At 60.3% G+C, this 24,665-nt stretch carries 22 protein-coding genes and 1 other RNA gene; 16 read left to right on the top strand and 7 right to left on the bottom strand.

Translation table 11 applies throughout. The features are described 5' to 3' along the window. Positions 1–23: 23 nt before the first annotated feature. From AAY81_RS08875 to AAY81_RS08855, 5 genes are read left to right on the top strand one after another with little or no spacing between them, the layout of a single operon-like run. Entirely contained in the window at positions 24–1,721 is a 1,698-nt protein-coding gene (locus AAY81_RS08875; RefSeq protein ID WP_082867961.1) for an ABC transporter substrate-binding protein, read from the top strand. Continuing rightward, positions 1,721–2,713, top strand: a complete 993-nt coding sequence (locus AAY81_RS08870) for an ABC transporter permease (RefSeq protein WP_240480577.1) — start codon at positions 1,721–1,723, stop codon at positions 2,711–2,713. The genes AAY81_RS08875 and AAY81_RS08870 overlap by 1 nt, the downstream gene beginning before the upstream one ends. After that, entirely contained in the window at positions 2,706–3,584 is an 879-nt protein-coding gene (locus AAY81_RS08865; protein ID WP_082867960.1) for an ABC transporter permease, read from the top strand. The genes AAY81_RS08870 and AAY81_RS08865 overlap by 8 nt, the downstream gene beginning before the upstream one ends. A gap of 4 nt (positions 3,585–3,588) precedes the next feature. After that, positions 3,589–4,563: an oligopeptide/dipeptide ABC transporter ATP-binding protein gene (locus AAY81_RS08860; RefSeq protein ID WP_205630827.1), complete on the top strand. Its 975-nt coding sequence runs from the start codon at positions 3,589–3,591 to the stop codon at positions 4,561–4,563. Continuing rightward, positions 4,553–5,185, top strand: coding sequence for an ABC transporter ATP-binding protein (locus AAY81_RS08855; protein ID WP_066664126.1), 633 nt, complete (start codon positions 4,553–4,555; stop codon positions 5,183–5,185). Before AAY81_RS08860 ends, AAY81_RS08855 begins: the two co-directional genes overlap by 11 nt. Here the strand turns inward: AAY81_RS08855 and AAY81_RS08850 are convergent. Then, positions 5,182–6,555: a sodium-dependent transporter gene (locus tag AAY81_RS08850; RefSeq protein WP_066664124.1), complete on the bottom strand. Its 1,374-nt coding sequence runs from the start codon at positions 6,553–6,555 to the stop codon at positions 5,182–5,184. The genes AAY81_RS08855 and AAY81_RS08850 overlap by 4 nt on opposite strands. 181 nt (positions 6,556–6,736) lie before the next feature. Here AAY81_RS08850 and AAY81_RS08845 point away from each other — a divergent pair, with 181 nt between their 5' ends. After that, positions 6,737–8,518 (top strand): ABC transporter ATP-binding protein, encoded by a 1,782-nt coding sequence (locus AAY81_RS08845; protein WP_066664121.1) that lies wholly within the window; start codon positions 6,737–6,739, stop codon positions 8,516–8,518. Positions 8,519–8,523: 5 nt separating this feature from the next. Here the strand turns inward: AAY81_RS08845 and AAY81_RS08840 are convergent, their stop codons facing one another. From AAY81_RS08840 to AAY81_RS08820, 5 genes are all read right to left on the bottom strand, one after another. Beyond that, positions 8,524–9,807, bottom strand: a complete 1,284-nt coding sequence (locus AAY81_RS08840) for a HipA domain-containing protein (protein ID WP_066664119.1) — start codon at positions 9,805–9,807, stop codon at positions 8,524–8,526. Continuing rightward, entirely contained in the window at positions 9,807–10,061 is a 255-nt protein-coding gene (locus AAY81_RS08835) for a helix-turn-helix domain-containing protein (protein WP_066664117.1), read from the bottom strand. Before AAY81_RS08835 ends, AAY81_RS08840 begins: the two co-directional genes overlap by 1 nt. 251 nt (positions 10,062–10,312) lie before the next feature. Then, complete coding sequence (locus AAY81_RS08830; RefSeq protein WP_082867959.1) at positions 10,313–10,873, bottom strand: MogA/MoaB family molybdenum cofactor biosynthesis protein; 561 nt, start codon at positions 10,871–10,873, stop codon at positions 10,313–10,315. After that, positions 10,873–12,126 carry a molybdopterin molybdotransferase MoeA gene (locus AAY81_RS08825; protein WP_066664115.1) on the bottom strand — a complete coding sequence of 418 codons (1,254 nt, stop codon included), beginning with the start codon at positions 12,124–12,126 and terminating at the stop codon, positions 10,873–10,875. The genes AAY81_RS08830 and AAY81_RS08825 overlap by 1 nt, the downstream gene beginning before the upstream one ends. 48 nt (positions 12,127–12,174) lie before the next feature. Continuing rightward, on the bottom strand, positions 12,175–13,059 hold the full coding sequence (locus AAY81_RS08820) for a methionyl aminopeptidase (RefSeq protein ID WP_066664109.1): 885 nt from the start codon (positions 13,057–13,059) through the stop codon (positions 12,175–12,177). Between the two features lie 181 nt (positions 13,060–13,240). Between AAY81_RS08820 and alr the strand changes: the two genes are divergently transcribed. Genes alr through AAY81_RS08805 form a run of 3 tightly spaced genes read left to right on the top strand, consistent with a single transcriptional unit; the run spans position 13,241 to position 16,472 of the window. Then, positions 13,241–14,518 (top strand): alanine racemase, encoded by a 1,278-nt coding sequence (gene alr, locus AAY81_RS08815; RefSeq protein ID WP_082867958.1) that lies wholly within the window; start codon positions 13,241–13,243, stop codon positions 14,516–14,518. A 9-nt stretch (positions 14,519–14,527) separates the two neighbouring features. After that, positions 14,528–15,100: a uracil-DNA glycosylase gene (locus AAY81_RS08810; RefSeq protein ID WP_066664107.1), complete on the top strand. Its 573-nt coding sequence runs from the start codon at positions 14,528–14,530 to the stop codon at positions 15,098–15,100. Positions 15,101–15,125: 25 nt separating this feature from the next. After that, on the top strand, positions 15,126–16,472 hold the full coding sequence (locus AAY81_RS08805; RefSeq protein WP_240480576.1) for a bifunctional folylpolyglutamate synthase/dihydrofolate synthase: 1,347 nt from the start codon (positions 15,126–15,128) through the stop codon (positions 16,470–16,472). 51 nt (positions 16,473–16,523) lie between these two features. Here AAY81_RS08805 and AAY81_RS08800 read toward each other — a convergent pair whose 3' ends face one another. Next, on the bottom strand, positions 16,524–17,012 hold the full coding sequence (locus AAY81_RS08800; protein ID WP_066664105.1) for a phosphatase PAP2 family protein: 489 nt from the start codon (positions 17,010–17,012) through the stop codon (positions 16,524–16,526). Between the two features lie 206 nt (positions 17,013–17,218). Between AAY81_RS08800 and ffs the strand changes: the two genes are divergently transcribed. The 7 genes from ffs to AAY81_RS08765 all read left to right on the top strand — a co-directional run bounded on the left by ffs (position 17,219) and on the right by AAY81_RS08765 (position 24,519). Further along, positions 17,219–17,312: signal recognition particle sRNA small type (ffs, locus tag AAY81_RS08795), an RNA gene on the top strand. 90 nt (positions 17,313–17,402) lie between these two features. After that, a complete protein-coding gene (locus AAY81_RS08790; protein ID WP_066664103.1) occupies positions 17,403–18,071 on the top strand; it encodes a VTT domain-containing protein in 669 nt (222 codons plus the stop codon). A gap of 1 nt (position 18,072) precedes the next feature. Further along, the gene (dnaX, locus tag AAY81_RS10805) at positions 18,073–20,196 is read left to right on the top strand and encodes a DNA polymerase III subunit gamma/tau (protein ID WP_066664101.1); all 2,124 of its coding nucleotides are present in this window, start codon (positions 18,073–18,075) and stop codon (positions 20,194–20,196) included. 37 nt (positions 20,197–20,233) lie between these two features. Beyond that, positions 20,234–20,539: a YbaB/EbfC family nucleoid-associated protein gene (locus AAY81_RS08780; RefSeq protein ID WP_066664099.1), complete on the top strand. Its 306-nt coding sequence runs from the start codon at positions 20,234–20,236 to the stop codon at positions 20,537–20,539. Between the two features lie 18 nt (positions 20,540–20,557). Beyond that, the gene (gene recR, locus AAY81_RS08775) at positions 20,558–21,154 is read left to right on the top strand and encodes a recombination mediator RecR (RefSeq protein WP_066664096.1); all 597 of its coding nucleotides are present in this window, start codon (positions 20,558–20,560) and stop codon (positions 21,152–21,154) included. A gap of 105 nt (positions 21,155–21,259) precedes the next feature. Continuing rightward, on the top strand, positions 21,260–22,504 hold the full coding sequence (locus tag AAY81_RS08770; RefSeq protein WP_066664094.1) for a deoxyguanosinetriphosphate triphosphohydrolase family protein: 1,245 nt from the start codon (positions 21,260–21,262) through the stop codon (positions 22,502–22,504). Positions 22,505–23,295: 791 nt separating this feature from the next. Further along, complete coding sequence (locus AAY81_RS08765) at positions 23,296–24,519, top strand: arginine deiminase (protein ID WP_066664092.1); 1,224 nt, start codon at positions 23,296–23,298, stop codon at positions 24,517–24,519. Positions 24,520–24,665 lie beyond the last annotated feature (146 nt).

The following is a 24,665-nucleotide window of genomic DNA, read 5'->3' as shown; positions in this document are numbered from 1 at the left end:
CACGTGCACACAAGGGAGTGGACATGGGGAATGGCAGTGCGTTTATTTCCAGAAGAGGTTTTCTGAGGGGTGCCGCTGCGGCGAGCGCCCTTGCGGCCATGGGTGGAGCAGCGGGGATTCTTGCGGGTTGCAGCCGCGAAGAGACCCCGGTTTCTTCCGAGTCGCTTCCCGATACGCTTACCATCTACGTGGGGTCCGAGCCCGAAGATGGCTTCGATCCGCTTACGGGGTGGGGCTATAACGGCTCGTATATCTTGTTCCAGTCGCGTCTGCTGAAATTCGATACCGATATGCAGCTTAACCCCGACCTTGCCACGGGGTGGAGCGTTTCCAGCGACGGCCTGGAATACACGTTCACGCTGCGTGAGAACGCCCGTTTTTCCGACGGCAGCGACGTTACTGCTGGTGATGTAGCCTTCTCGTACCTTACGGCGCGCGATAACGGGGCTTCCACGATCGACCTTTCGAAGGTTGCCGAGGTTAGCGTTGAGGACGACTATACGGTCGTGTTCCGCCTAAGCGAGCCGTATTCTAGTTTCCCTCAGGTTACGGCGAAGCTGGGTATCGTTCCCGAGAAGCTCTACAACGAGCAGACGTATCGTAGCGATCCCATCGGCAGTGGCCCCTTCAAGCTCGATCAGTGGGATGCGGGCCAGCAGATCATCATCTCGCCGAACGAGTTTTACTACGGCACGATTTCGCCGTTCCGCCGCATTACGCTGCTATTCCTGGATGGCGAGACCTCGCTCGCGCATGCGCAGTCGGGCGAGCTCGACGTTGCCATGGTGCAACCCGAATACGCCACCAGCTCGGTAAACGGCATGACGCTTCGCACGTTCGATACCATGGACACGCGCGGCTTCAATTTGCCCACGGCTGCGGAATCTCAGAAGGATGGTAAGACGGTTGGCAACAACGTCACGTGCGACAAGGCCATTCGAAAGGCGCTGAACATTGGCGTCGATCGCTCGGCTATTGTGGAGGGTGCCCTTAACGGCATTGGCACGCCTACCACGGCGCTCATCACGGGTGTCCCCTGGGCAAACAGTGCGTGCAGCTACAAGGATGGCCGCCTGGATGAGGCCAAGAAGCTCCTGGATGACGCGGGCTGGAAGGAAGGCTCCGACGGCATTCGCGAAAAGGATGGCGTGCGCGCCGAGTTCTCTATTACGGGTCGTACCGACGACATGCAGCGCTACAACATCGCCGAGGCGTTTGCCCAGCAGGCGCAGAAGCTCGGCATCAAGATTAATGCCACGTCTGCGCTTTGGTCGGATTGCAAGGCCCAGTCTGAAAACGTGCCTACGTGCTGGGGCACGGGCGATTGGGATCCCTCGGGTGACCTGGTTGGATACTACAGCTCCACGGGCTCGTACAATCATGCCCAGTACGAGAATGCTACCGTCGACCAGCATATTCATAGCGCGCTCGACACCACCGACGATGCTCTTTCGCTGAGCGAATGGCAGAAGGTGCAGTGGGATGGAACCACTGGCCCCGAAAGCGAAAACGGCGACATGCCCTTCATCTGGCTCGTCTCCATCGACCATACCTACTTCGTGCGTAATGGGTTGTACTTGGGCGAGCAGCCCGTGCATCCCCACGGACATGGCTGGCCTATCGTGGGCAACCTGGAAGAGTGGATGTGGGAAGAGCAGCGCCTGGAAGAGGAAGAGGCCAAGTCTGGCTCCTCTTCGGATGATACTGGCAAGGAGAAGTAGTGTCCCCAAGAGCGAAGTTCGTCGCTGGGAATACCGTAAGGCTCATGACGCTGCTGCTTGCAGTGAGCGTCGTGAGCTTTGCTTTGGCCAATGCCGCTCCCATCGATCCTGTGGAGGCTTATGCGGGCTCCGAGAATCATTTGTCCCAAGAGCAGCTCGACGCCATAGCGGCGCATTGGGGCTTCAACGACCCTCCCGTTGAGCGATACCTGCGTTGGATTGGCGGTGTGCTTACGGGCGACTGGGGCGTTTCCGTTATCTATCAGCGCCCCGTGCTCGATGTGCTTGCCGAACGTTCCCTTACCTCGTTGGCGCTTATGGGTACGGCCTGGGTTTTTTCTGGCGTGCTGGGGTTTGCCTTGGGTATGGTGTGCGGCATGCGTCGCGATAGCGCGCTCGACCGTTTGGTAAAGGGGTTTTGCCTCACCATGGCGGCAGCGCCTACGTTCTGGCTTGCCCTGCTGGCCCTTGTGGTCTTCTCGGTGAAGCTGGGCTGGTTCCCCATGGGGCTTGCGAGTTCGGCGGGCGTGTTGGCCCAGGACGTTACCATCGGCGATCGTCTTTGGCATCTGTTCTTGCCGGCGCTCGTGCTTTCCGTTACGGGCATTGCGTCCATCACCCTGCAGACGCGCGAAAAGGCCATCGAGGCGTGCGAGAGCGACTATGCCTTGTTCGCGCGTGCGCGTGGCGAGTCTCGTACCCAGTTTGCGCGCCGTCATGTGCTGCGCAATATCGCGCTGCCGGCCATTACGCTGCAATGCGCGTCCATTTCCGAGATTTTCGGTGGGTCCATTCTTGCCGAGCAGGTATTTTCCTATCCCGGACTGGGCAATGCCGCCGTCGAGGCGGCGCTTGCGGGCGATGTTCCGCTGTTGTTGGGCGTGGCTCTGGTGGCTGCCCTGTTCGTGTTCTTCGGCAACTTGCTGGCGAATGTGCTTTACGGCGTGGTGGATCCGCGCATCAGGCGAGGAAGCGAGGCCATCGATGGCTAGCGAATGCGCTATCTCCCGACCTGCCGCTCCCGTTATCGTACGTGCTCGTACGCGGGGCAACCGTCGTAGGCGTGCCATTGCGCTTGCGTGCGTTCTGGGCTGCATCCTGCTGGGCGTTCTGGTCGCAGGCCTTGCCATGCCCGATTCGGCGTATGCGCCCGATTATGCGCAGAAGTCCCTGCTGCCCAGTATGGAACACTGGTTTGGCACCGATTACCTGGGGCGCGATATGTTCTGCCGCACCATTCGCGGTTTGGCCATTTCCATTCTCATTGGCATTGCCGCCTCGGTTGTTTCCGGTGGCATTGGCTTGGTGCTGGGCTCGCTTTCCGCCATCTATGGTGGCGTAATCGATCGTACGGTGCTGTGGCTCTGCGACCTGTTCATGGCGGTGCCTCACCTGGTGCTCCTCATCCTCATCTCGTTTGCCCTGGGTGGCGGGGCATGGGGCGTCATCGTGGCTGTGGCCATTTCGCACTGGCCATCGCTTACGCGTCTCATTCGCGCCGAGGTGCTGCGCATTCGCACGTCCGACTACGTGCATGCTTCGCGTGCAATGGGCAAGAGCGGTACGTGGATTGCCGTGCATCATGTGTTCCCCAGCGTTATGCCCCAGTTCATCGTGGGCACCATTTTGCTGTTCCCCCATGCGATTCTGCATGAGAGCGCGCTGACGTTTCTGGGCTTTGGCCTTCCGCTCGATTCGCCCGCCATTGGCGCGGTGCTTTCCGAGTCGATGAAGTACATCGTCACGGGCGCGTGGTGGCTTGCGTTTTTCCCTGGCCTCATGATGGTGCTCATCGTGCTGCTCGTGTACGCCCTGGGTGACGACGTGAAGCGCCTTATCGACCCGCATACGGCGCAAGGATAGGACCATGATGAAGAGGATAGCTGAAGTTCGCATGGGACTTTTGGAATCGCAGTGGGACGAAAACGCCCCCATGCTGGAAGTGCGCGACCTGAGCATTCGCTTCGAGCGGTATGGGCGTGGGTTGCATCGTACGTCGTTGCAGACGATCAGCGATTTGTCGCTTACGGCCCATGCGGGACAGATCGTGGCCGTGGTTGGTTCCTCAGGTTCGGGGAAGAGCCTGCTCGCGCACGCCATTCTTGGCCTGCTCCCGGAAAACGCCACGGTTACCGGCATGCTCCGCTATCGAGGCGTGGATATGACGTCCGAAGTGCAGGAACAGCTACGTGGCACGCATATCGCCTTTGTCCCCCAGTCGGTCGAGTGCCTTGACCCGCTTATGCGCGCGGGCGCTCAGGTACGGGGTACGCGTGGAACGCGGGAAGGCCAGCGCGCGCTGTTCAAGCGCTATCGCTTGCCCGAACGGGCCGAGCGCATGTATCCCTTCGAGCTGTCAGGTGGCATGTCGCGCCGCGTGTTGCTTTCCACGGCGCTTATCGAGGATGCCGAGGTCGTGATAGCCGATGAACCCACGCCGGGCCTTACGCATGACATGGCCGTGCAGGCCATGTCGGAGTTCCGGGCCTTGGCCGATAACGGCAAAGCCGTGGTCGTCATCACGCACGACCTGGACCTGGCCTACGATGTTGCCGATAGCGTAGTGGTCTTCTATGCGGGCTCTACGTTGGAAGTGGCGCCGGCGGCTGATTTTCGCGAGCATCCCGAAGCGCTTCGCCATCCGTATAGCAAGGCGTTGTGGCGTGCCCTTCCGCAGAACGGATTCACGCCCGTGTCTGGTACGCAGCCGTATGCGGGTAACTTGCCCGCGGGCTGTTTGTATGCGGATCGATGCCCCCAGGCCACGTCGGAATGCTTGCAGGGCGCCGTTCCCTTGCGCCCCCTGCGTGGCGGGGAAGTGAGGTGCCATCATGCTTCTTAGTGCGCATGACGTTTCGTTCGCCTACCATGCGAGCGAGCCCATTCTAAGCCATGTCGATTTTCAGATTGCCGAAGGCGAGAAGGTTGCTCTCTTTGGTCCTAGCGGTTGCGGGAAGAGCACGCTTGCTCGCGTGCTATGCGGCTTGCTCAAGCCTGACAGCGGTCGTGTGACGTGGGATAACGCGGATGCGTTGCCGAACGAGGCGCGTCTTTTGCCCTCGACTGGGTTTCTGCCCGTGCAGATGGTCCACCAGCATCCGGAACGGGCGGTGAACCCGCGCTGGCGCCTGGGCAAGACGCTGCTCGAGTCGTGGGATCCCCCTGCGGAGCTGCGTGAGCGCTTCGGCATCGAGCCTGCGTGGAAAAAGCGCTTTCCCAACGAGCTTTCCGGTGGTGAGCTGCAACGTTTCTGCGTGATGCGCGCGCTTGCGCCTCAGACGCGCATTCTCGTCTGCGACGAGATCACCACGATGCTCGACGTGGTTACGCAGGCGCAGATATGGGAGGCCATCATGGACTTGGCCGAAGAGCGCGGCATGGGCGTGCTGGTTATTACGCACAACGCGTACCTGGCCGAGCGCCTGTGCGATCGCGTGGTTGCTTTCGAAGGCGCGGCTTCCTAGCCGATGCCGCCCAAGATGGAGCCGGCGATAAGCACGAAGAGCGTCACGAAGCAGTAGACGTATTTCCCGAGCGAGAAGAACAGGGGCGAGAGGAGCTTTTTCCTGCCCTTGTTCATCTGGCTCTTTACGAAGTCGCCGCCCAGCAGCCAGAAGAACATGATGCCCGCCATGGCGGCGCCAATGGGACACAGGTAGACCGAGCAGACATCCATCCAGGGCGAGACGATCTGCTGGATGACCAGGCTCACGACGAGCCCGATGATGCCAATGATGAGGCAGGCCATCGTGCGCTTCAGCTTGAAGCGTTCCTGCAGTGTGGCGATGGGCGCCTCGTAGAGGTTGATAAGCGAGCTAAGGCCGCCGAAGAGCACGGCCACGAAGAAGATCACCATAACGACATTGCCCATGGGCATGCCGGCGAAGAGGGTGGGTAGGTAGATGAATAGCAGGCCCGGGCCGCCCGACGAGAGCGTCTGCCCGGCGGATGCCATGGCTGGGATGATTACGAGGGAGGCCAGGATGGCCGCCAAGGTGTCGAAGATGGCGACGTACTTGGCGCTGTTGGGGATGTCCTCCTTGTCGCTGAGGTACGAACCATAGATAAGCGTGCCGCTACCCGCTACCGAAAGGCTGAAAAACGCCTGGCCCAGGGCGAATACCCATACCATGGGGTCGGCCAAGCCAGCGGGGTCGAGCGTGAAGAGGTAGGCGTAGCCTGCGGAAGAGCCGGGCTGCATCGCGGCGTAGACGGCCAGCACGACGAAGAGCAGGAAGAACAGGGGCATCATGACCTTGTTGGCCGATTCGATGCCGCGCCCGATGCCAAAGGACACGATGCCGAACGCGATGATGAGCGCCGCAACCTGCCAGAGCGTGTTGTCGGCTGCCACGCCTTCGAAGAGGCCGCCAAACTCCTGCGCGCTCTGCATGCCGACCATGCCGCCCGTAATGGATTGCACGGCATAGAACAGGATCCAGCCCACCACAACGGTGTATCCAATGGCCATGGCCAGTGACGAGATGACGGGGAACAGCCCCAGCGCGCGACCGTACTTTTCGCGTGCGGCTCCGAAGCGCTCGCGGATGGCGAAGCCGAATGCCCCTGCCGGCCCGCTATGCGTGGCACGGCCGAAGGCCATTTCCCCCATGACGCCCGTGGAGGCGATCAGCACGACGAAGATGAGGTACGGCACGAGGAACGTGCCGCCGCCATATGCGGAAACGCGCGTGGGGAACAGCCAGATGTTGCCCATGCCCACAGCCGAGCCAATGCATGCCAGGATGAAGCCCCTGCGCGAGCGAAAGCTGTCGCGTTTGGCGTGGGTGTCGTTGTGCGTTAACCCTTCGGTTACAGGTGCTTGCTTTGCCATGGATGTCCTTTGTCGCGTATACAGTGGTTAGCAGACTATCACAAGCTATGCCGCCATTCTTCGGTCGCCTCTTTCCAAAGTGGGAAATATGGGCACGCGGCATCTGGCTTCGTGCTTCATTCGATATGTACGGTACGCTGTGCGGGTTTGCATGGTGTTTGGGGTTTGAAAGGCGGTCACCATGGCTCGTTCGCAGTCGGTTACCAGGAGAACGCTTCATTACTATTGGCTCGCTACGCGCAAGCATATGGGATTCTTCCTTACGCTCGTGCTGGCGACTATTGGCTTTCACGCCTTGCTTTCCTATGGAAACCCTTATGTGATGAGCCTTATCGTCGACCGCGTAAGCGCTGGCGCCGTTGCGGCGGAGGACTTGGTTTCCGTGTTTGGCCCCTACGTGCTGGCCCTCATTGCCATAAACCTGGTGGGCCAGGCTTGCAGCAAGCTGCAGGACTATGCGCTGTGGAAGCTCGAGATTGCCGTGAGCTACGACTTGGCTACCGTGTGCTTCGACGCGCTGTGCCATCAGAGCATGTCGTTCCATTCCAATCGGTTTGGCGGAACGCTCGTGTCTCAGACTACCAAGTTTATGAATGCGTATAACCAGCTGCTCGAAGCGCTTATGTTCCCCTTTATGCCCGTGGTCATTTCCATCGTGATGACGTGCGCTATTCTGATTCCGCGCGTGCCCCTGTACGTGGCGATTCTCATGGTACTGCTCGTGGCATATGCGCTCATTTCGTACTACATGTACAAGCGCATCTTGCATCTGAACGCAGAGGCCGCCGGTGCGCAGAACCAGCTCTCGGGCGAGCTTTCCGACTCGGTGGCGAACATCCTGGCCGTGAAGACGTACGGGCGCGAGGAGTACGAGCGCGGCCTGTTCGATCGCTATAACAGGGAAGTGGTGGCGCGCGATAGCAAGCGCATGCATTCGTCGCTGATGCGTGGCATCGTCACGGCGGCCATTACGGTGGTCATCATGAGCGTCGTCACCGTGTTCATTGCGGGCGGCAACGCATGGTTCGGCATTTCCGCTGGTACGCTCGTCATGATGTTCACCTACACGAATACGGTGACGAACCAGTTCAACTTCATCAATACGGGCCTGCAGCGCCTGAACCGTGCCTTGGGCGATGCGAGCGGCATGACCGCCGTGCTCGACGAGCCGCGTCTGGTAGACGACGTGCCCAATGCCCAACCGCTCGTGGTTACGGAAGGGGCTATCGACTTCGAGGGCATCGACTTCTTCTACGAGGACGGCGGCGTGCGCACGCAGGTGTTCGATCAGTTCGAGCTACATATCAAGCCTGGCGAGCGCGTGGGCTTGGTGGGCGTGAGCGGCGCGGGCAAGACCACGCTCACGAAACTGCTGCTGCGTCTGTCTGACATCCAGGAGGGTCGTATTCTGGTGGACGGGCAGAACGTGGCATGCACGACGCAGCAGAGTCTACGTAGGCAGATTGCCTACGTGCCCCAGGAATCGCTGTTGTTTCACCGCAGCGTGGCGGAAAACATTGCCTATGGGCGCCCCGATGCCACCATCGAGGAGATTCGCGAGGCGGCGCGTCGCGCCAATGCGCTCGAATTCATCGAAAAGCTGCCCCAGGGCTTTGATACCGTTACGGGCGAGCGTGGCGTGAAGCTTTCCGGCGGCCAACGTCAGCGCATTGCCATCGCGCGTGCCATCCTGGCCGATTGCCCGATCCTGGTGCTTGATGAAGCCACGAGCGCGCTTGATAGCGAAAGCGAGGCGGCGGTGCAGGATGCCCTGGAAACGCTCATGGCGGGGCGTACTGCCATTGTGGTGGCGCATCGCCTTTCCACGGTGGCGAGCCTCGACCGCATCGTGGTGCTCGACCATGGCCGCATCGTGGAAGATGGCCCGCACGACCAGCTCATTGCGGCGAACGGCCAATACGCCAACCTGTGGAACCGCCAAACCGGCGCGTTCCTGGAGTAGGTTATTTACCTGCCTGCATAGCGCTTTAGGACCTGAATCCTCGGTGCCGAGTTCTCGATGATGCGCGCTAGCATACGCTGCGTGTCTTCGTCTGCTCCCTCGACTGCGGGCGTTTCGAAACCTTTGATGATGCTTTCGATGGCATGGTCGAAAGCCGCCAGGCTTACGTCGGCGTCAAGCACAATGGACATGATGTCCCGCTCGTCGATGTCGTCCATGGCGCGATGCGCCCCGAAATCGAAGGGCATTTGCGTCGAGTAGCCGCTGAGCGGGATGCACGTGACGTCGTACATCGGTGCCAGTCGCCTCTTTTTCCATTCCCGATCGTATAGCAGCGAGCTGTTCTTCAGGTGCGCATCTGCATTGCCCACTGCGTAGTTGAATGCCAGTCGTTTCGCGAATTCGATTGCGTCTTCAACGGGTTGCTCGACCGTGTCCCTTAGGAGGTCGGAGGCGTGCATGATGTAAGCCGCATCAACGCCTTCGGGCTGGTATTTGTATATGGGCGGAAGCCCAAGCGCCTGGCAGATGTCCTCCTGGTGGAGTCGCAGTAGACGACCTTCTTCGATCCATTCTCTGTCGTATCGCCTCACGGCGATGGCGCCGGGAATGTCGGGGAGAAGACTTACCTCGGCCGTTTCTATTCCGCACGACGTTGAAAGAATAGAGCAGGCCAACTCGTTCAGGGCGAGCTCTTCTTCGCCGCTGCGCGAGATCTTAACGATGTGGGTTGATGGTGCCGTGCCTTTCGGGACGAGCCAATCGTCCGTTTCCGCTTCGTTGGGGTTGAGGCCCTCGGGCAGATACCATGCGACTTTTGACTGCGCGCCAGCAAGCGACAGGCGCGTTTCGCTTGCTACGGTGGTGGCGAAACGTATGGGGTCTTCCGAGGCTTCGGAGATGGCATGCTCGGTGACGGGTTGATAGTCGGGTGCGTAATCGCTTGCGTCCGCTGTCTCGGCAATGAACGTGAGCGCCCCGATGCTTTCGCAGCCGAGCTTTTCGAGCAACGTGAGGTAATCGTTTCTCGCAACTTGGTATGCGCTTGCGAGGTTGGCGAGGACCTCTCCTTCGGGCAGTAGCCCCTGGAAGAAAGGAGCTATCTCGATGTCTTCGTAGGGTTTGTCGGAGAGAGGGAGGCGCTCGGAAATGCCGATCTCCCCTTTTTCGCGTGCCTTCGTAGCGTATGATGCGTCGTATTCAAAACGCGAGTACGCGCCTCGTTCGAAAACGATGCATCCGACCAGCTCTTTCCCGTCTTCCTTGTCTCGATACACGGCAAGCTTCATCACTCGCCCCTTACTTTCGCAAAGAGGTCAATGCCAATTTCCTTGCACACGCGGATGACCTGTTTTATGTTTCCTCCGGCTTCGCCGCGTTCGAGCTCGCTGATGAAGCGCACGGAGCAGTGGCATGCGGCGGCAAGCTCGCCCTGCGTAAGGCCTATTTTCTTGCGGCGCTTTCTAATGATTGCGCCCAGATCCTGTGCGTCGCGGAGTTTGCCGTCGACGTTACGTGGTTTTGCGGGTAGGAAGAACTCCATCGCATGCCTTCTTTTCGAATCTCGGGTTGTGGGTTTCGAAAATATCCCAATTGGGAAAATTATAGCAGGATTGGCAAATTATTCCCATTTGGGAAAAATTTCGTAATACGGTCGCTATTTTCCCATTTGGGAAAAAAGTATGCACATACGCCAGGATTATCCCGAATGGGAAAACACCCTGTTCAAGATATGAAAAGCGGCTAGGCGCGTGATGCGTCCAGCCGCTAGGCGTACAGATATGGCTTGGCGGCCTAGTGGCCTTCGCCTGCCATCATGGAGACGGCATGGGGTAGGGCGGCCTTGATGCCGTCCCAGTTCTCGCGGGCTGCCTTTTCGCTGCCCGGCAGATTTATTACCAGGTGACGCCCGCGCTGCATGCACACGGCACGCGAGAGCATGGCGTGGGGCGTGATGGCGATGCTGTGAGCGCGCATGGCCTCCACAATACCGGGAACGTAGCGGTCGCATACGTCGGCCGTTGCCTCGGGCGTTACGTCGCGTAGCGAAAGTCCGCTGCCGCCGCAGGTGAGAACGATGTCGGCGTCGAGGGCGTCGGTTGCGTTTACGATGGCCTGACCAATCTTCTCGCGGTCGTCGGGAACGATGACACGGCTTGCCACGTGCCACCCTTCGGCGAGGATGAGCTTGATGAGCGCGGCGCCTGCCGTGTCCTGGTCGATCGTGCGCGTGTCGGAGCACGTTACGATGGCCACGCGCGGAATATGGCGATGAGGCGCCTTGCCGTGGGCCGCATCGTGTGCGTGGGCGGCCTGCGCCGCGGCTTGCGGATCGAACTGTTCTGCGTTCGTCATTACAGCACCAACTCCTCGGGGATGTCCAAAAGTAGGCATTCTACCAGGTCGCCTGCCTGCTTGCTTTCCAGGCCTTCGGGCATGATGGCCATGCAGTTGCTTCGCTGGATGGGCCCGAACAAGCCACTGCTCTGATTCTTTGCAGGCGTTACCACGTAGTCGTCGCCTTCGCGCACGATGGTGGAACGCGTGTAGATGCGACGCGGGTCCTTCTTCTTCATGTTGCAGGAAAGGCGCGCCATGACCTTGGTGTGCTCGAAGTGCGTGTAGCCCTGCATCTTGCGCAGCGCGGGGCGAATGAGTACGTGGAAGCCAATGTAGGCAGCTGCGGGGTTGCCTGGCAGGCCGAATACTGGCACGCCGTCTACCAGGCCAAACGTCTGGGCTTTGCCCGGGCGCATGTTTACGGTGGTCATGCGCAGGTCGCCGAGCGTATCCACGACGGGCTTGATGAAGTCATAGTCGCCGTTCGCGGCGCCGCCCGTGGTGATTACGAAATCGCAGGTCTTCACTGCTTCCTGCACGGCCTCGGCAAGCGCCTCGTAGGTGTCTTCCACGATGGGGAGCACCTGGGGAATGCCGCCGGCCTGCTGCACGCAGGCGGCCATGGCGTAGCTGTTCGAGTTGCGAATCTTGCCGGGCGTGGGCACTTCGCTGGGCGGCACGAGCTCGCTGCCCGTTGCGATGATGGCAACGCGGGGGCGGCGGTACGTGGCCACTTCCATGGCTCCGCAGCTGGCTAGAAAGCCAATGCCCGCAGCGCTGATGACTTCGCCCACCTGCACGACCGTTTCGCCCGCCTTGGCTTCCTCGCCTGCTTCGCGAATGTTGTTGCGCGGCTTGGTGGGAGCGGTGAACGAAACGATGCTCCCCGTCTTGCCGTCGCCTTCCACAATGCCGACGATTTCGTACTTCACGACGGCATCGGCGCTTTCGGGTAGGGGCGCGCCCGTCATGATGCGGATGCACTCGCCTGCGCCGATGGTGCCCTCGAATACGCTGCCGGCGCCTTCTTCGGCGATGACGCGCAGCGTGACGGGGTTCTCTTCCGTGGCCCCTTCGAGCTCTGCCGCATGCAGGGCGTAGCCGTCCATGGCGGAATGGGCGAAGGGCGAGATGTCGATGTCGCTCGTTACGGGCTCGGCCGCAACGCGACCGACTGCGTCGAGCAGGGGAACGCGCTCGACGTCGAGCGCATGTACGCCCGCAAGCACCAGCTCGCGAGCCTCTTCGGGGGAAATCATTTCAGGCATGGCAATCCTTTCGCGTGAATGCGCCTGTGGTTGATTGTGTGGGGCGAATTACCAGGAGAGCAGCTCGTAGCCGTCTTCGGTGACGACGATCTGCACTTCCCACTGGGCGGAGTCGCTGCCATCGGCGGTGCGCACCGTCCAGCCATTTGGGTCGTTCATGTCGATGGCTGCGCCGCCCATGTTCACCATGGGTTCGATGGTGAAGCACATACCCGGTACCAGGATGGGGCCCGTACCCGCCTCGGCCACGAAGCTCACGAACGGATCCTCGTGGAATTCCAGGCCAATGCCGTGTCCGCCGAATTCGGCCACGACCGAGTAGCCGGCTTCCGTGGCCACCTTGTTCACGGCGGCGCTTACGTCGCCCAGGTGTCCCCAGGGCTTCACGGCGGCCAGGCCCGCTTCTACCGAGGCCTTCGTGACTTCCACCAGGCGCTTGCGCTCGGGGCTGACCTCGCCGATGCAGAACATGCGCGACGAATCGCTGAAGTAGCCGTTGCGGATGGTGGACATGTCCACGTTTACGATGTCGCCTTCCTGCAGCACGTCGTCTTCCGAGGGAATGCCATGGCAGACCACGCTGTTGATGGACGTGCAGACGCTCTTCGGGAAGCCTTCGTAGTCCAGGTCGGCGGGGATGGCATCGTGTTCGATGCAGTAGTCGTAGACCCACTTGTCGATTTCGGCGGTGGTGACGCCGGGGCCGATGTGCTCGGCCACGTAGTCGAGCGAGCCCACGTTGACCTCGGCCGAGTACTTGATGCCCTCGATTTCCTCGGGTGTCTTCAGCAGGCTGCGATAGAGCATTTCGTTGCCCTGGTCGTAGAGTTCCTGCATGCGCTCGTCGTTGCGCAGGTGGCATTTCTTGTATTTCTTTCCGCTACCGCACCAGCATTCGTCGTTGCGGTTCGGGGAGATGAGTCCGTCGAACATGGGATTCCTTTCATTGGCGGCAGGTGCCGCTCCTTTGTATTCGTGCAATCATAATCCAAATACGGGAATAATGCTCGCGTTTGACGGAGTGCGGTAACTCACGTGTTGCTCACGTGTGGGCGCGGCGTGCCACGCGCGTAGCGCGCTATACTGAAACCTCCATATGAAAGAAAGGCATGTTGTGGCGCACGAAGAACCGTTGAATGGATTTACCGGCTTCAACCGGAAGAAGAGCAGCTTCCAGTATTCTCGTTCGGCCGAAGCGAGCAGTCCCCATGGGGAAGTGCCCTTCGATTTGGAGAAGCTCGACGAAATGCCTTCGTCCGGCCGTCGTTGGGCATGGGTGGAAATCGACCTTTCCGCCATTCGCAATAACGTGCTCGAGGCGAAGCGTCGCTTGCGCCCGGGTTGCCGCCTTATGGCGGTTGTGAAGGCCGACGCCTACGGTCATGGTGCCGTGCGCGTGGCGCGCACCGCGTTGAATAGCGGCGCCGACGAGCTGGCGGTGGCCACTGTCGACGAGGGCGTCGAGCTGCGCAAGGCGGGCATCCATGCGCCCATTCTGGTGCTGGCCGAGCCTCCCGCTTCTTCCATTCCGCTGCTTCTGGGGTATCACATCATGCCGGCGGTCTACACGCCGGAATTCGCCCTGGCGTATGCCGAAATGGCCGATGCGCATGGCATGAAGGCCCCGTTCCACCTGGCCGTGAATACGGGCATGAACCGTATTGGCGTGCGTGCCGAGGAAATCATCGACTTCGAGCGCACGGTGAGCTTCCACCGCGCGTTGGAGCAGGTGGGTACGTTTACCCATTTCGCCACGGCCGACATGCCGGAAAACATCGACTTCACCATTCAGGTGCATCGCTTTACCGAGGCCATCGACGCGCTGCGTGTTGCGGGCATCGACCCCGGCACCGTGCACGCGGCTAATTCCGCCGCACTGCTGCGCTATCCCCAAACGCACTTCGACATGGCGCGCCTGGGCATTTCCCTGTATGGCTTTCATCCGTGCAACGAAACGCGTGGCACGGTGAACCTGAAGCCCGCCATGAGCGTCTATGCGCGCATTACCGAATGCAAGCAGGTGCCCATGAGCGAGGGCGTAAGCTACGGTCTGAATTACCGCAGCACCGGTAGCGTGAAGATCTGCACGCTACCCATTGGCTATGCCGACGGTCTGAATCGCGCGCTTTCCAGTCGCGTGAACTTCATTCTCGACGGTACCTATGTGCCGCAGGTTGGCAATATTTGCATGGACCAGTGTATGTTCGAGGTGGACATGCGCACGTACGGTACGCGCCGCCGTCTCGATCCGCAAATTGGCGACGTGGTTACCGTCGTGGGGCAGCAGGGCGATGCCGTTACCACCATCACCGAGATGGCATACACCCTGCATACCATCGAGCACGAGCTTGCCATCGCATTCAGCCACAGGCTGCCGCGCGTGTACGTGTAGGTTGCGGTAATGAGCTCTTCCGCACGTCACGAGGGCGTTTCGCTCGAGGAAATTCGTACTCAGGTGCAGGCGTGCCATGCCTGCCCGCTGGCCGACGGGCGCACGAACGTGGTCTTTGGCGATGGCGACCCGCATGCGCGCGTGCTCATCATCGGCGAGGCTCCGGGCAAGAATGAAGATGCCCAGGGCGTGCCGTTCGTGGGCGCTGCCGGCAAGTCGCTTTCCAAGCTGTTGGCCATTGCGGGCCTTACGCGCGAAGAGGTGTTCATCGCGAACGTGCTGAAGTGCCGCCCGCCAGGAAACCGGAACCCGCGCGCCGAGGAAATCGAGCAGTGCACGCCGTTCCTGCGCGACCAGACGCGCGCCATCGACCCGGAATTTATCGTTACGCTGGGAAACTTCGCAACGAAGTACATCTTGAAAACCCAAGTGGGCATTACGCAGCTGCACGGTCAGCTTCAGCAGATTGGCAGGTTCAAGGTGTTTCCCATCTATCATCCCGCCGCTGCCATCTACGACAGGAAGAAGCAGGCTGCGCTTGAAGAGGATTTCGCCACATTGGGCGAACTGTTGAAGAAATAGCCTTCGGCTACGAATACTGATTGGAATGCGCATGGTAGAGGAAGCGCTTGCCGGTTTCGACCCGGTTGAATACATCAATACCCCGCGCTGGCAGGAAAGCCGCATGGGACTCGACCGTATTACGCAGCTCATGGAACGCCTGGGAAACCCCCAGGATTCCCTGCGCGTGGTGCATGTTGCGGGTACGAACGGCAAAGGCTCTACCTGCGCGTATATTTCCAGCGTGCTGCAGGCGGCCGGGTATCGTACGGGGCTGTTCACCAGCCCGTATATCATCGAGTTTTCCGATCGCATCCGCATCGATGGGTGCAACATTTCGCCCGAGGCCCTTATGCGTGCCACGTTGGAGGTTCGCGCCGTGGCCGAGACCATGAGTGACCACCCAACCGAGTTCGAGCTGATGACGGCAGTGGCGTTTGTCGCCTTCAAGCAGGCGGAATGTGAATGCGCGGTCATCGAGGTTGGCCTGGGAGGTCGCCTGGACTCCACGAACGTGCTCGCCCATCCTGAGGTGTGCGTGCTTGCTCCCATCGCTCTTGATCACACCCATCTGCTGGGAGACACCGTCGAAGCCATCGCTCGCGAGAAGGCGGGGATCATCAAGCCTGGCGCCACGGTTGTGAGCGCTTGTCAGGCGGAAGGGGCGAAGCGCGTGATCGAGCAGGCCGCGGCCGCGTTTGATGCGCCTGTCACCTGGGTGAATGCCGCCGCTCTTTCCGATTCGCGCTTGGAAGAGCTCGTGCAGGATGGCCATGCCATTCCCGTGCGTGCCTTTTCGTATGCGGGCTTTCCCAACCTTGCAACGCGCCTGCTGGGTTCGTATCAGCCGCAGAATGCGGCGCTTGCTATCGAGGCGTGCCTGGCCCTGCGTGCGCGTGGCTTCAACGTATCCGATGAGGCCATCTGCCAGGGCATTTCTAGCGCGCGTTGGCCGGGGCGCTTCGAGATTGTTGCCCACGAGCCTACGTTCATCGTGGATGGTGGCCACAATCCACAGGGCGCACGCGTGCTCGTGGAATCGTTGAAGAGCGTCTTCCCCGGTCGCAAGGTCACGTTTTTGGTGGGCGTACTTGCCGACAAGGATTATCCCGCCATGCTGCGTCAGGTTGTTCCGCTGGGCAGTGCCTTCGTGTGCATTCAGCCGCCCAACCCCCGCGCCCTTCCCGCCCACGACCTTGCCCAGGCCATTGCGGGTATTGCGCACGAGGTACCGGGTTGCGCGGGCGACGTGGAGTTGCACGTCGCCGACGACATCGCCAGCGGCGTGGCGTGTGCACGCGACATTGCCGGGGCCAGTGGCCTGGTGTGCGCGTTCGGCAGTTTGTATTCCATTGCCGACATCATGGGTTCCCTGCGTAAGATGCAGGGGTAGACAGCTGGCTTGGGCTCGATGGCCCGCGCAAACGTACCGTTGGGGATTCGGCTACGGAATGAGGAGGAATCCGAAGGCACCGCAGGCCAGGCCCAAGATGGTGCCTGCCACCACGTCGCGCGGGAAGTGAACGCCGCCCACTACGCGTACCCATGCGATGATGGCCGTGAGCAAAAAGGCCGCAACACCCGCGAAGGGGTTCAGGTAGAACATGGCGCACGCGATGATCGTAGCGCTGAATACGTGGCGGCTGGGGAATGACTTGCCGTTCTCGTTGCGCTTGATCAGCGGGTGGATCCAATACATCTGATAGGGGCGTGGGGCGTTTATGGCGCCGCGCACGAGCGTGCAGAGCGCGAACGAGATGGCGCATACCAAAAGCACCCGCAGGAAGCGCTCATCGCCCGTGTAGAGCAGCCATCCAAGCACGAAGACGTATCCTGCGGCCACGAGGTATACCAGTATGCGGTCGAACAGCGCGAGCTTGGCCGCCTGATGCTCGTAGGGTTTCGATATGCGTTCGTAAAAATCTGCGTACATGGAGTTCTTTCGGGTGGGATTGGCTTTCGAACATTGTACCCATTGCCTGCGACAAGGCAAAATGAGCGGCACGGCATGCTCGCGGAGGGGTGCGTTGCGTCCCTATGTTCGTTTCGTTGCTCCCACGTCCGTTATTGCCGCATGAACGGGGAAACCGCTATACTGAATGGCGCTATCCGCCAGCATAGGCGGAACGAAAGTACCTCGAATGGGCTTGGGCGGCGCCAAGTTCCGAACCTGGTCAGGTCCGGGAGGAAGCAGCCATAAGGGACCGCTGACGAGCGCCCATGCCTATTCGGGGTACTCATGTATATGCCACCGCTTCGGCGGTTTGCTGAGGGGGCTGCGGGCTTGGCCCGCGCTATACGCGAAACGACGCGAAAGGCTCGCATGGATTTCATTAACTTCATCGTCAACTTGCTGCATGATCCGCGCACCATCATTGCTGGCTGGATTGCCACGCTTGGCCCTGGTCTGGTGTACACGCCGCTGTTCCTGGTCGTGTTCGTGGAAACGGGCGTCGTGGTGTTCCCGTTCCTCCCCGGCGACTCGCTGTTGTTCGCCGCGGGCGTGTTCTCGGCCGATGGCGGTGGGCTCAACATCTTCGCCACGCTCATCGTGTTCTACGCGGCGGCCATTCTGGGCAATACGTCGAACTACTGGATCGCGCGCTTCTTCGGCAGCCGCATCATCGACTCGGGTGAGGTGAAGGCCCTCACGCCCGAGCGCATGGCGAAGCTCGATCACTTCTTCGCGAAGTATGGCGGTCTTACCATCATCATCACGCGCTTCATGCCGTTCTTCCGCACGTTCGCCCCGTTCGTGGCGGGCACGGGCCATATGAACTTCGGCAAGTTCACGGTGTTCAACGCCATTGGCGGCGTGGCCTGGGTCAGCCTGTTCGTGCTGGTGGGCTACTTCTTCGGTGGCATCCCGTTCGTGCAGGAGCATTTCGAAGTCATCATTCTGGGTATCGTGGGAGTGTCGGTGCTCCCCGCCCTCATTGGCGCGGTGAAGGGCGCACTTGCCGCCCGCGCGAAGAAGAAGGAAGCGAAATAGCATGTCAGAGGCTCTATATCGCAAATATCGCCCGCAGGTATTCGAAGATGTGGTCGGTCAGGATCACATCGAGCGCACGCTGAAGAATGCCATCGAGCAAGATAAGGTCAGCCACGCGTACCTGTTCTGCGGCCCGCGTGGCACGGGCAAGACCACCACGGCGCGCCTGCTCGCAAAGGCCTTGCTGTGCGAAAACGGCCCCACGAGCACGCCCGATGGCACATGCGAGCAATGCCAGGCCGTGGCAAACGGCACGCACCCCGACGTATACGAACTCGACGCGGCAAGTCGTACGGGCGTCGAAAACGTGCGCGACGAGATCATCGGCCGCGTAAACTATGCTCCCACCAGCGGAAGCAAGAAGGTCTACATCATCGACGAGGTCCACATGCTGTCCACGGCCGCGTTCAACGCGCTGCTGAAGACGCTCGAGGAGCCCCCGTCTCACGTGGTGTTCGTACTGTGTACTACCGACCCTCAGAAGGTCCCCGAAACCATTCATTCGCGCTGCCAGCGCTTCGATTTCCATCGCATCTCGAATGACGAAATCGTGGCTCGCCTGGGCGCCGTTTGCGTAGCCGAGGACGTTGAATTCGAGGGCGACGCACTCGACTTGATCGCTCATCGAGCTCAGGGCGGCATGCGCAATGCCCTTACGTCGCTGGAACAGCTCATCGCCTTTGGCGAGGGCAAGGTTACGGTGAAGGGCGCCGAGGATCTGCTGGGTTCCCTGGATTCTTCCGACATGGCCGAAATCATCGACGCCATTGGCAAGCGCGATGCTGCCGCGTGCTTTACGTGGACGGCCACGTACATGGAAACGGGTGCCGACCTGGCGCAATTCGTGCGCGATATGGCGCAGCACGTACGCAACATGTACGTCATGTCGCTGGCTGGCGCCGATGCCGCTATCGACATCACCGACGCCGAGCGCCGGGAAATCGTCCGCGAGCTGGAAATGTTCGGAAGCGATCGCCTGGCCAACATGCTTGGCGTTCTGGGCGACGTGGTATCCGACATGCGCAGCTCCACGAATCCGCGTCTTTTGTTCGAAATCGCCCTTACGCGCCTGGTGCGTCCCGATGCCGAGCTCACGCTCGCTTCGCTGGCCGAGCGCGTGGAGGCGCTCGAGGGCGGTGCTGCCGCCCTGCCCGCGCGCTCTGGCGTGGCCGCGCCCGCGCAGGCTCCCGTAGCTGCGCCCGTTGCGGCTCCCGCACCCGTGCCGGTTGCCGTCCCGGCTCCTGCACCTGCACCCGCTCCGGTTGCTTCGCAGGCTCCCGTGGCTCCGGCTCCTGCACCTGCGCCCGCGCAGGCTGCCCCCTCGAAGCCGCTTTCAGGTCATGAGGCTGCCCGTGCTGCAGCGGCTGCTGCTGCAGCTCGCGCTCAACAGGCGCGTAACCATGCGAATGTGGCTGCTGCGCCCGCGCCAGCTCCGGCTCGCACTGCTCCCAAGCCTGCGCTGAGCCGTCCGTACACACAGCCTACGCCGGCCGTTCCCGCGGCGGCGTCTCCCACGCAGGCCGGTGGTGATCTGGCCAGCGTCGTGTCGAACCCGGCAGCGCTTCAGCGCATGTGGCGTTCGGTCGTGGCGGCGGTCAAGAAGGAAAAACCCGCGTATGGCGTGTTCCTCATCGCGGTGAAGGTTGCTCCCGAGCCCGGCAATACGGGCGTGCGCATTGAATTTGCGCCGGGCAACGAATTTGCGTTCTCGCGTGCTCAGAAACCCGAGTTCCAGGATATGCTCAAGCGCATCTTCGTCCAGGTAGCTGGCGTGGATGTTCCCTTTACGTGCGTTCAGGCCGCTGCTGCGGCTCCGGCTCCCGCGCCCGCTGCTCAGCCTGCTCGCCCTGCGGCTGCCCCCGTCGTTCCTCCGCGTCCGGCTCCGGCTCCCACGCCCGTTGCGGCTCCCGCGCCCCCGGTGGACGACGTTCCGCTCGACGCATACGAAGGCGTCGTGCCAACTGAAGCACCTGCGTACGATGCCCCCGTTGCCGCTCCCATGCCTGCGGCGGCTCCTGCGCCTGCCCCGGCAGGTGGCGCCGCGCCCGAAACGGCCGACGATTTCAGTAAAATGCTTTCGGAGACGATGGGCTCGTCCATCGTGTTCGAGCAGATAGACGAATAGACAACGCCCTCGTGGCGAAGCGAAAAGGAGACCATTCATGGACATGAAGAAGATGATGCGCCAGGCCCAGAAGATGCAGGCGCAGCTGGCCCAGGCCCAGGAAGAGATCAAGGACATGGAGCACGAGGCCACCGCTGGCGGCGGCATGGTGAAGGTCGTGGTCACGGGCGAAATGATGGTCAAGTCCATCTCCATCGACCCCGAAGCCGTCGATCCCGAGGACGTGGAAATGCTGCAGGACATGGTTCTGGCTGCCACGAATGAGGCCCTGCGCGGCATGGCCGAAATCAGTTCCGCCCGTCTGAACAGCGTTACCGGCGGCATGAACATCCCCGGCTTCTAGGCTGCAATAGGCTCAGACATGCAATCCGCTCCTTCCATACAGACGCTGCTCGATGAGTTTTCCCGGCTGCCCGGCATTGGCCCGAAGTCGGCTCAGCGCATCGTCTACTGGCTTCTGAATTCCGATCGCGCCACCTCCGAGCGCTTGGCGGAAGCCATTATGAACGTGAAGGATTCGGTGCATTTCTGCAAGACGTGCTTCAACTACGCGGAGGGCGATTGCTGTCAGATATGCGAATCGCCCGACCGTGACCGGGGCGTTATCTGCGTGGTTTCCGAACCGCGCGATATTCCGCCTATTGAACGCACGCACGAGTTTTCCGGCTTGTATCACGTCCTCGGCGGGGCGCTTTCCCCGCTCGAGGGCATTGGTCCCGACGACCTGCATATCGGCGAGCTCATGGCGCGCCTGTCCAGCAGCGAGGTGCACGAGGTGATCCTGGCCACCAATCCCAATGTGGAAGGCGAAACCACCGCCAGCTACCTTGCGCGCCTCATTCGCCCGCTGGGCATTACCGTGACGCGCCTGGCCAGCGGCTTGCCCGTTGGTGGCGACCTGGAATTCGCCGACGAGGTAACGCTTGGCCGCGCCATCGAAACAAGGCGTACACTGTAGGCTACATGCCCTCGCGCCGCGCGTTGCCCCGTATGCAGGTGCATGCAAGAGCAAATGAACGGGCGCTTTATGCGCTGCGTTTCGGCGGAAAGGAACAGGAGCGCAATGGCCGTGGCGAGCAATCCCGAATTCACGTTTACCGAAGATGAGCGCGCCTATGTGCGCGAAGGGCTTGCCGCTCGCGAAGCCCTGCTTTCCCCGTATGCTACGCGTGATAGCCAGGCCATATTCGAGCGCCCCGATTGGCAAGACGAAGACACCGATTTGGTGCGCCCCGCTTTCGTGCGCGACGTGGATCGCGTGCTGAACAACGCTTTCTACAACCGCTGCATGGACAAGACGCAGGTCTTTCCGTTCTATCGTAACGACGACCTCACCAGGCGCTCGTTTCACCTGCAGCTGGTTTCCCAGATATCGCGCAAGATCGGCGCCGCCCTGCGCCTGAACATCGCGCTCATCGAGGCCATCGCCCTGGGGCACGACATGGGGCATACTCCGTTTGGCCACGAGGGGGAATACGCGCTTTCCGATGCGTATCACCGTCATACGTCTGCGTCGGGTAAGCCCGGACGCTATTTCAACCATAATGTGCACAGCGTGCGTTTGCTGCGCACGGTGGCGTACCGCAATCTTTCCCTGCAGGCGCTCAATGGCATGCTCTGTCATTGCGGCGAAAAGGCCTTTGCGGAATACCATCCTGCGCCGTGCGATACGTTTGCGCAGTTGGATGACATGATGGAGACGTGCTATACGCAGAAGGGCGCGAGCCAGCTTCTGCGACCCTCCACGCTGGAGGGGTGCGTGGTGCGCATCTGCGACATCCTGGCCTATCTGGGCAAGGACAGGCAAGACGCCCTTACCGTGCGCGTGCTTACGCCCGAGGAATACCCGCTGAAAGACAGCGTGCTGGGCTCCACGAATTCCGAGTTCATCCACAATGCCACGGCCAACATCATCAAGAACAGCATCGAGAAGCCCTATCTGGCTATGGACGAAGACGTGTTCCAGGCCATCATCGATGCGAAGGAGCTGAACAGCCGTCAAATCTACCTTTCTCAGGAAGCGCATGAAAAGCTTACGGGCATCGTGCATCCCATGATGGACCGTCTGTACGACCGTTTCCTGGAAGACGTGAAGGCGGGCGACGAGAGCTCGTACATCTTCCGCCATCACATCAATGCGTGGATGATGCGCAGCAATCCGGTGTATGCGGACCAAGATCCGAATGACATCGTGGTCGATTACATTGCGAGCATGACCGACGAGTACTTCATCAGCCTGTTTAATTACTTGTATCCCAAAGAGGCCGTAAGCGAGGAGGAACTGTACGTTCCGTACTTCCACGAGTAACGTATGCGCTGCGTGTTGCGTACGACACGCGCGAAGGCCGTTTCGGCGCTTGATTTTCAGGGGTTTCGACGATGCGTTTTCCCAGTTCGTAAGGGTAATCTCATTACCTTTGCCGCTCACGGAATTTATATATTCACAATTTCTGCAAAGGCAGGTATAATACCACGTCGGGTTAAGCGTTCTACGCTGAAAGAGGGTTTTGCACTGGAGGGAGCAAGGCTCTTTTTCATTGTCTAGGAGGGTTTGCCACCAACCCAATAGGGTGGCGTTGCTCGCGGCTGGTTCGGGGAGGATCCAGCCGCGAGCTTTTTTATTGCTTCGAATGGTTTTCGGTTTGTAAACGCATTGCATAAATGAGGGCTTTTCTCGTATTCATTTTCGCAAATGATTCATCTGGGGTTCCTTTTATAAAAATGCATGTTTAGCCCCCAAGAGGGCCGTCTTATGCATGTTCTCAAGCAAATATCCGATTGACTGGATATCAAAAAACCCCTTGACAAAATCGACGTTATACATTGTTTTGCATATGCCCTGGTCAAAAGGGAGGGGAATTAACCACTACACTCGGCTATAGTACCCCTAATCATAAAATCATCAAAAATCAAGTACCTTTTGCGGCATAAAAGATACCGCTTACCGACTTTCATACTCAATAAACCGTTCACAATTGCGTAACGGTATGCGGCGTGTAGAGTATGTGGAGACGCGTACGTAGGAGGTGAGAGACCTGCGGACACGTTTCGTAATCTTCAACGCATCGCCCCTGGGGCGAGAAGAAAAGGAGGGCGTTCATGACCGGAGTAAACGTCAAGAGCGAGATCGGACCTCTTAAGAAGGTCATTCTCCATCGTCCGGGCAAGGAGCTTCTCAACCTTACCCCCGACACGCTCGAGCGTCTGCTGTTCGACGACATTCCGTTCCTGGAAATCGCTCAGCAGGAGCACGATGCCTTCGCGCAGGCTCTGCGCGACAATGGCGTCGAGGTCGTCTATCTGGAAGACCTCATGGCCGACGTTATTCGCGACAACGCGGCTCTGCGCAGCCAGTTCATCGAAGAGTGGCTGGAAGAGGCCGACATTCACACTCCGAAGTGGCACAAGCTGCTCCACGAGTACCTGGATGCCAACTACGCCGATCCGAAGGCCCTGGTCGAAAAGACCATGGAGGGCATTCATCTGGACGAGCTGGAAGTCGACCGCTCGAACAGCCTGATCGACCAGGTTTCCAGCCCCACCAAGATGGTGTGCGATCCCATGCCCAACCTGTACTTCACCCGCGACCCGTTCGCGATGGTGGGCAATGGCGTTACCATCCACCGCATGTACTCCGTCACGCGTAACCGCGAGACGATGTACGGCAAGTACATCTTCGACAACCATCCCGACTTCAAGGGCACGCCGCAGTACTACAGCCGCGACAACGCCTTCCACATCGAGGGTGGCGACATCCTGAACATCAACGACCACGTGCTCGCCATTGGCATCAGCCAGCGCACCGAGCCCGACGCCATCGACACGCTGGCGCAGGGCATCTTCCACGACGAGCGCTCCAGCATCGACACCATTCTGGCGTTCGACATCCCGAACAGCCGCGCGTTCATGCATCTGGACACGGTGTTCACCCAGATCGACCACGACAAGTTCACCATTCACCCGGGCATCCTGGGCCCGCTCACGGTCTTCGAGCTCACCAAGGGCGCGGAAGGCGAAGTGAAGGTAAAGCGCCTCGACTCCGACCTCGAGAGCATCCTCACGAAGTACGTGGGCCAGCCCGTCCAGCTGCTGCAGTGCGGCGCCGGCGATCGCATCGCCGCCGAGCGCGAGCAGTGGAACGACGGCAGCAACACGCTGTGCATCGAGCCTGGCAAGATCTGCGTCTACCAGCGCAACAACGTCACGAACGACTTCCTGTACAAGAACGGTCTTGAACTGGTCGTCATCCCCAGCTGCGAGCTGTCTCGCGGCCGTGGTGGCCCGCGCTGCATGAGCATGCCGGCCTGGCGCGAAGACCTGTAGGGGTTAGGCTTCGCCGCCACACTTACTTTTGTTAGGACGCCCTCTCCGCGCGCGCAAGTGGAGGGGGCTCCTGAACCGCCAGGGCATTCTGCGTGACGCAACAGATTCTTTTGCGTGACGCAGGACCGTAAAACTGGCAGAACCCT

The sequence above is a fragment of the Denitrobacterium detoxificans genome, from assembly GCF_001643775.1.
GTDB lineage: Bacteria > Actinomycetota > Coriobacteriia > Coriobacteriales > Eggerthellaceae > Denitrobacterium > Denitrobacterium detoxificans.
This window is presented reverse-complemented; position numbering and strand designations above follow the sequence as displayed.

What these genes read in the sequence shown, in the direction of transcription:
- AAY81_RS08875 (WP_082867961.1), top strand. Translation starts at nt 24, where the DNA reads ATGGGGAATGGCAGTGCGTTTATTTCCAGAAGAGGTTTTCTGAGGGGT.
- AAY81_RS08865 (WP_082867960.1), top strand. Translation starts at nt 2,706, where the DNA reads ATGGCTAGCGAATGCGCTATCTCCCGACCTGCCGCTCCCGTTATCGTA.
- AAY81_RS08860 (WP_205630827.1), top strand. Translation starts at nt 3,589, where the DNA reads ATGATGAAGAGGATAGCTGAAGTTCGCATGGGACTTTTGGAATCGCAG.
- AAY81_RS08855 (WP_066664126.1), top strand. Translation starts at nt 4,553, where the DNA reads ATGCTTCTTAGTGCGCATGACGTTTCGTTCGCCTACCATGCGAGCGAG.
- AAY81_RS08850 (WP_066664124.1), bottom strand. Translation starts at nt 6,555, where the DNA reads ATGGCAAAGCAAGCACCTGTAACCGAAGGGTTAACGCACAACGACACC.
- AAY81_RS08845 (WP_066664121.1), top strand. Translation starts at nt 6,737, where the DNA reads ATGGCTCGTTCGCAGTCGGTTACCAGGAGAACGCTTCATTACTATTGG.
- AAY81_RS08840 (WP_066664119.1), bottom strand. Translation starts at nt 9,807, where the DNA reads ATGAAGCTTGCCGTGTATCGAGACAAGGAAGACGGGAAAGAGCTGGTC.
- AAY81_RS08835 (WP_066664117.1), bottom strand. Translation starts at nt 10,061, where the DNA reads ATGGAGTTCTTCCTACCCGCAAAACCACGTAACGTCGACGGCAAACTC.
- AAY81_RS08830 (WP_082867959.1), bottom strand. Translation starts at nt 10,873, where the DNA reads ATGACGAACGCAGAACAGTTCGATCCGCAAGCCGCGGCGCAGGCCGCC.
- AAY81_RS08825 (WP_066664115.1), bottom strand. Translation starts at nt 12,126, where the DNA reads ATGCCTGAAATGATTTCCCCCGAAGAGGCTCGCGAGCTGGTGCTTGCG.
- AAY81_RS08820 (WP_066664109.1), bottom strand. Translation starts at nt 13,059, where the DNA reads ATGTTCGACGGACTCATCTCCCCGAACCGCAACGACGAATGCTGGTGC.
- AAY81_RS08810 (WP_066664107.1), top strand. Translation starts at nt 14,528, where the DNA reads ATGAGCTCTTCCGCACGTCACGAGGGCGTTTCGCTCGAGGAAATTCGT.
- AAY81_RS08805 (WP_240480576.1), top strand. Translation starts at nt 15,126, where the DNA reads ATGCGCATGGTAGAGGAAGCGCTTGCCGGTTTCGACCCGGTTGAATAC.
- AAY81_RS08800 (WP_066664105.1), bottom strand. Translation starts at nt 17,012, where the DNA reads ATGTACGCAGATTTTTACGAACGCATATCGAAACCCTACGAGCATCAG.
- AAY81_RS08790 (WP_066664103.1), top strand. Translation starts at nt 17,403, where the DNA reads ATGGATTTCATTAACTTCATCGTCAACTTGCTGCATGATCCGCGCACC.
- dnaX (WP_066664101.1), top strand. Translation starts at nt 18,073, where the DNA reads ATGTCAGAGGCTCTATATCGCAAATATCGCCCGCAGGTATTCGAAGAT.
- AAY81_RS08780 (WP_066664099.1), top strand. Translation starts at nt 20,234, where the DNA reads ATGGACATGAAGAAGATGATGCGCCAGGCCCAGAAGATGCAGGCGCAG.
- recR (WP_066664096.1), top strand. Translation starts at nt 20,558, where the DNA reads ATGCAATCCGCTCCTTCCATACAGACGCTGCTCGATGAGTTTTCCCGG.
- AAY81_RS08770 (WP_066664094.1), top strand. Translation starts at nt 21,260, where the DNA reads ATGGCCGTGGCGAGCAATCCCGAATTCACGTTTACCGAAGATGAGCGC.
- AAY81_RS08765 (WP_066664092.1), top strand. Translation starts at nt 23,296, where the DNA reads ATGACCGGAGTAAACGTCAAGAGCGAGATCGGACCTCTTAAGAAGGTC.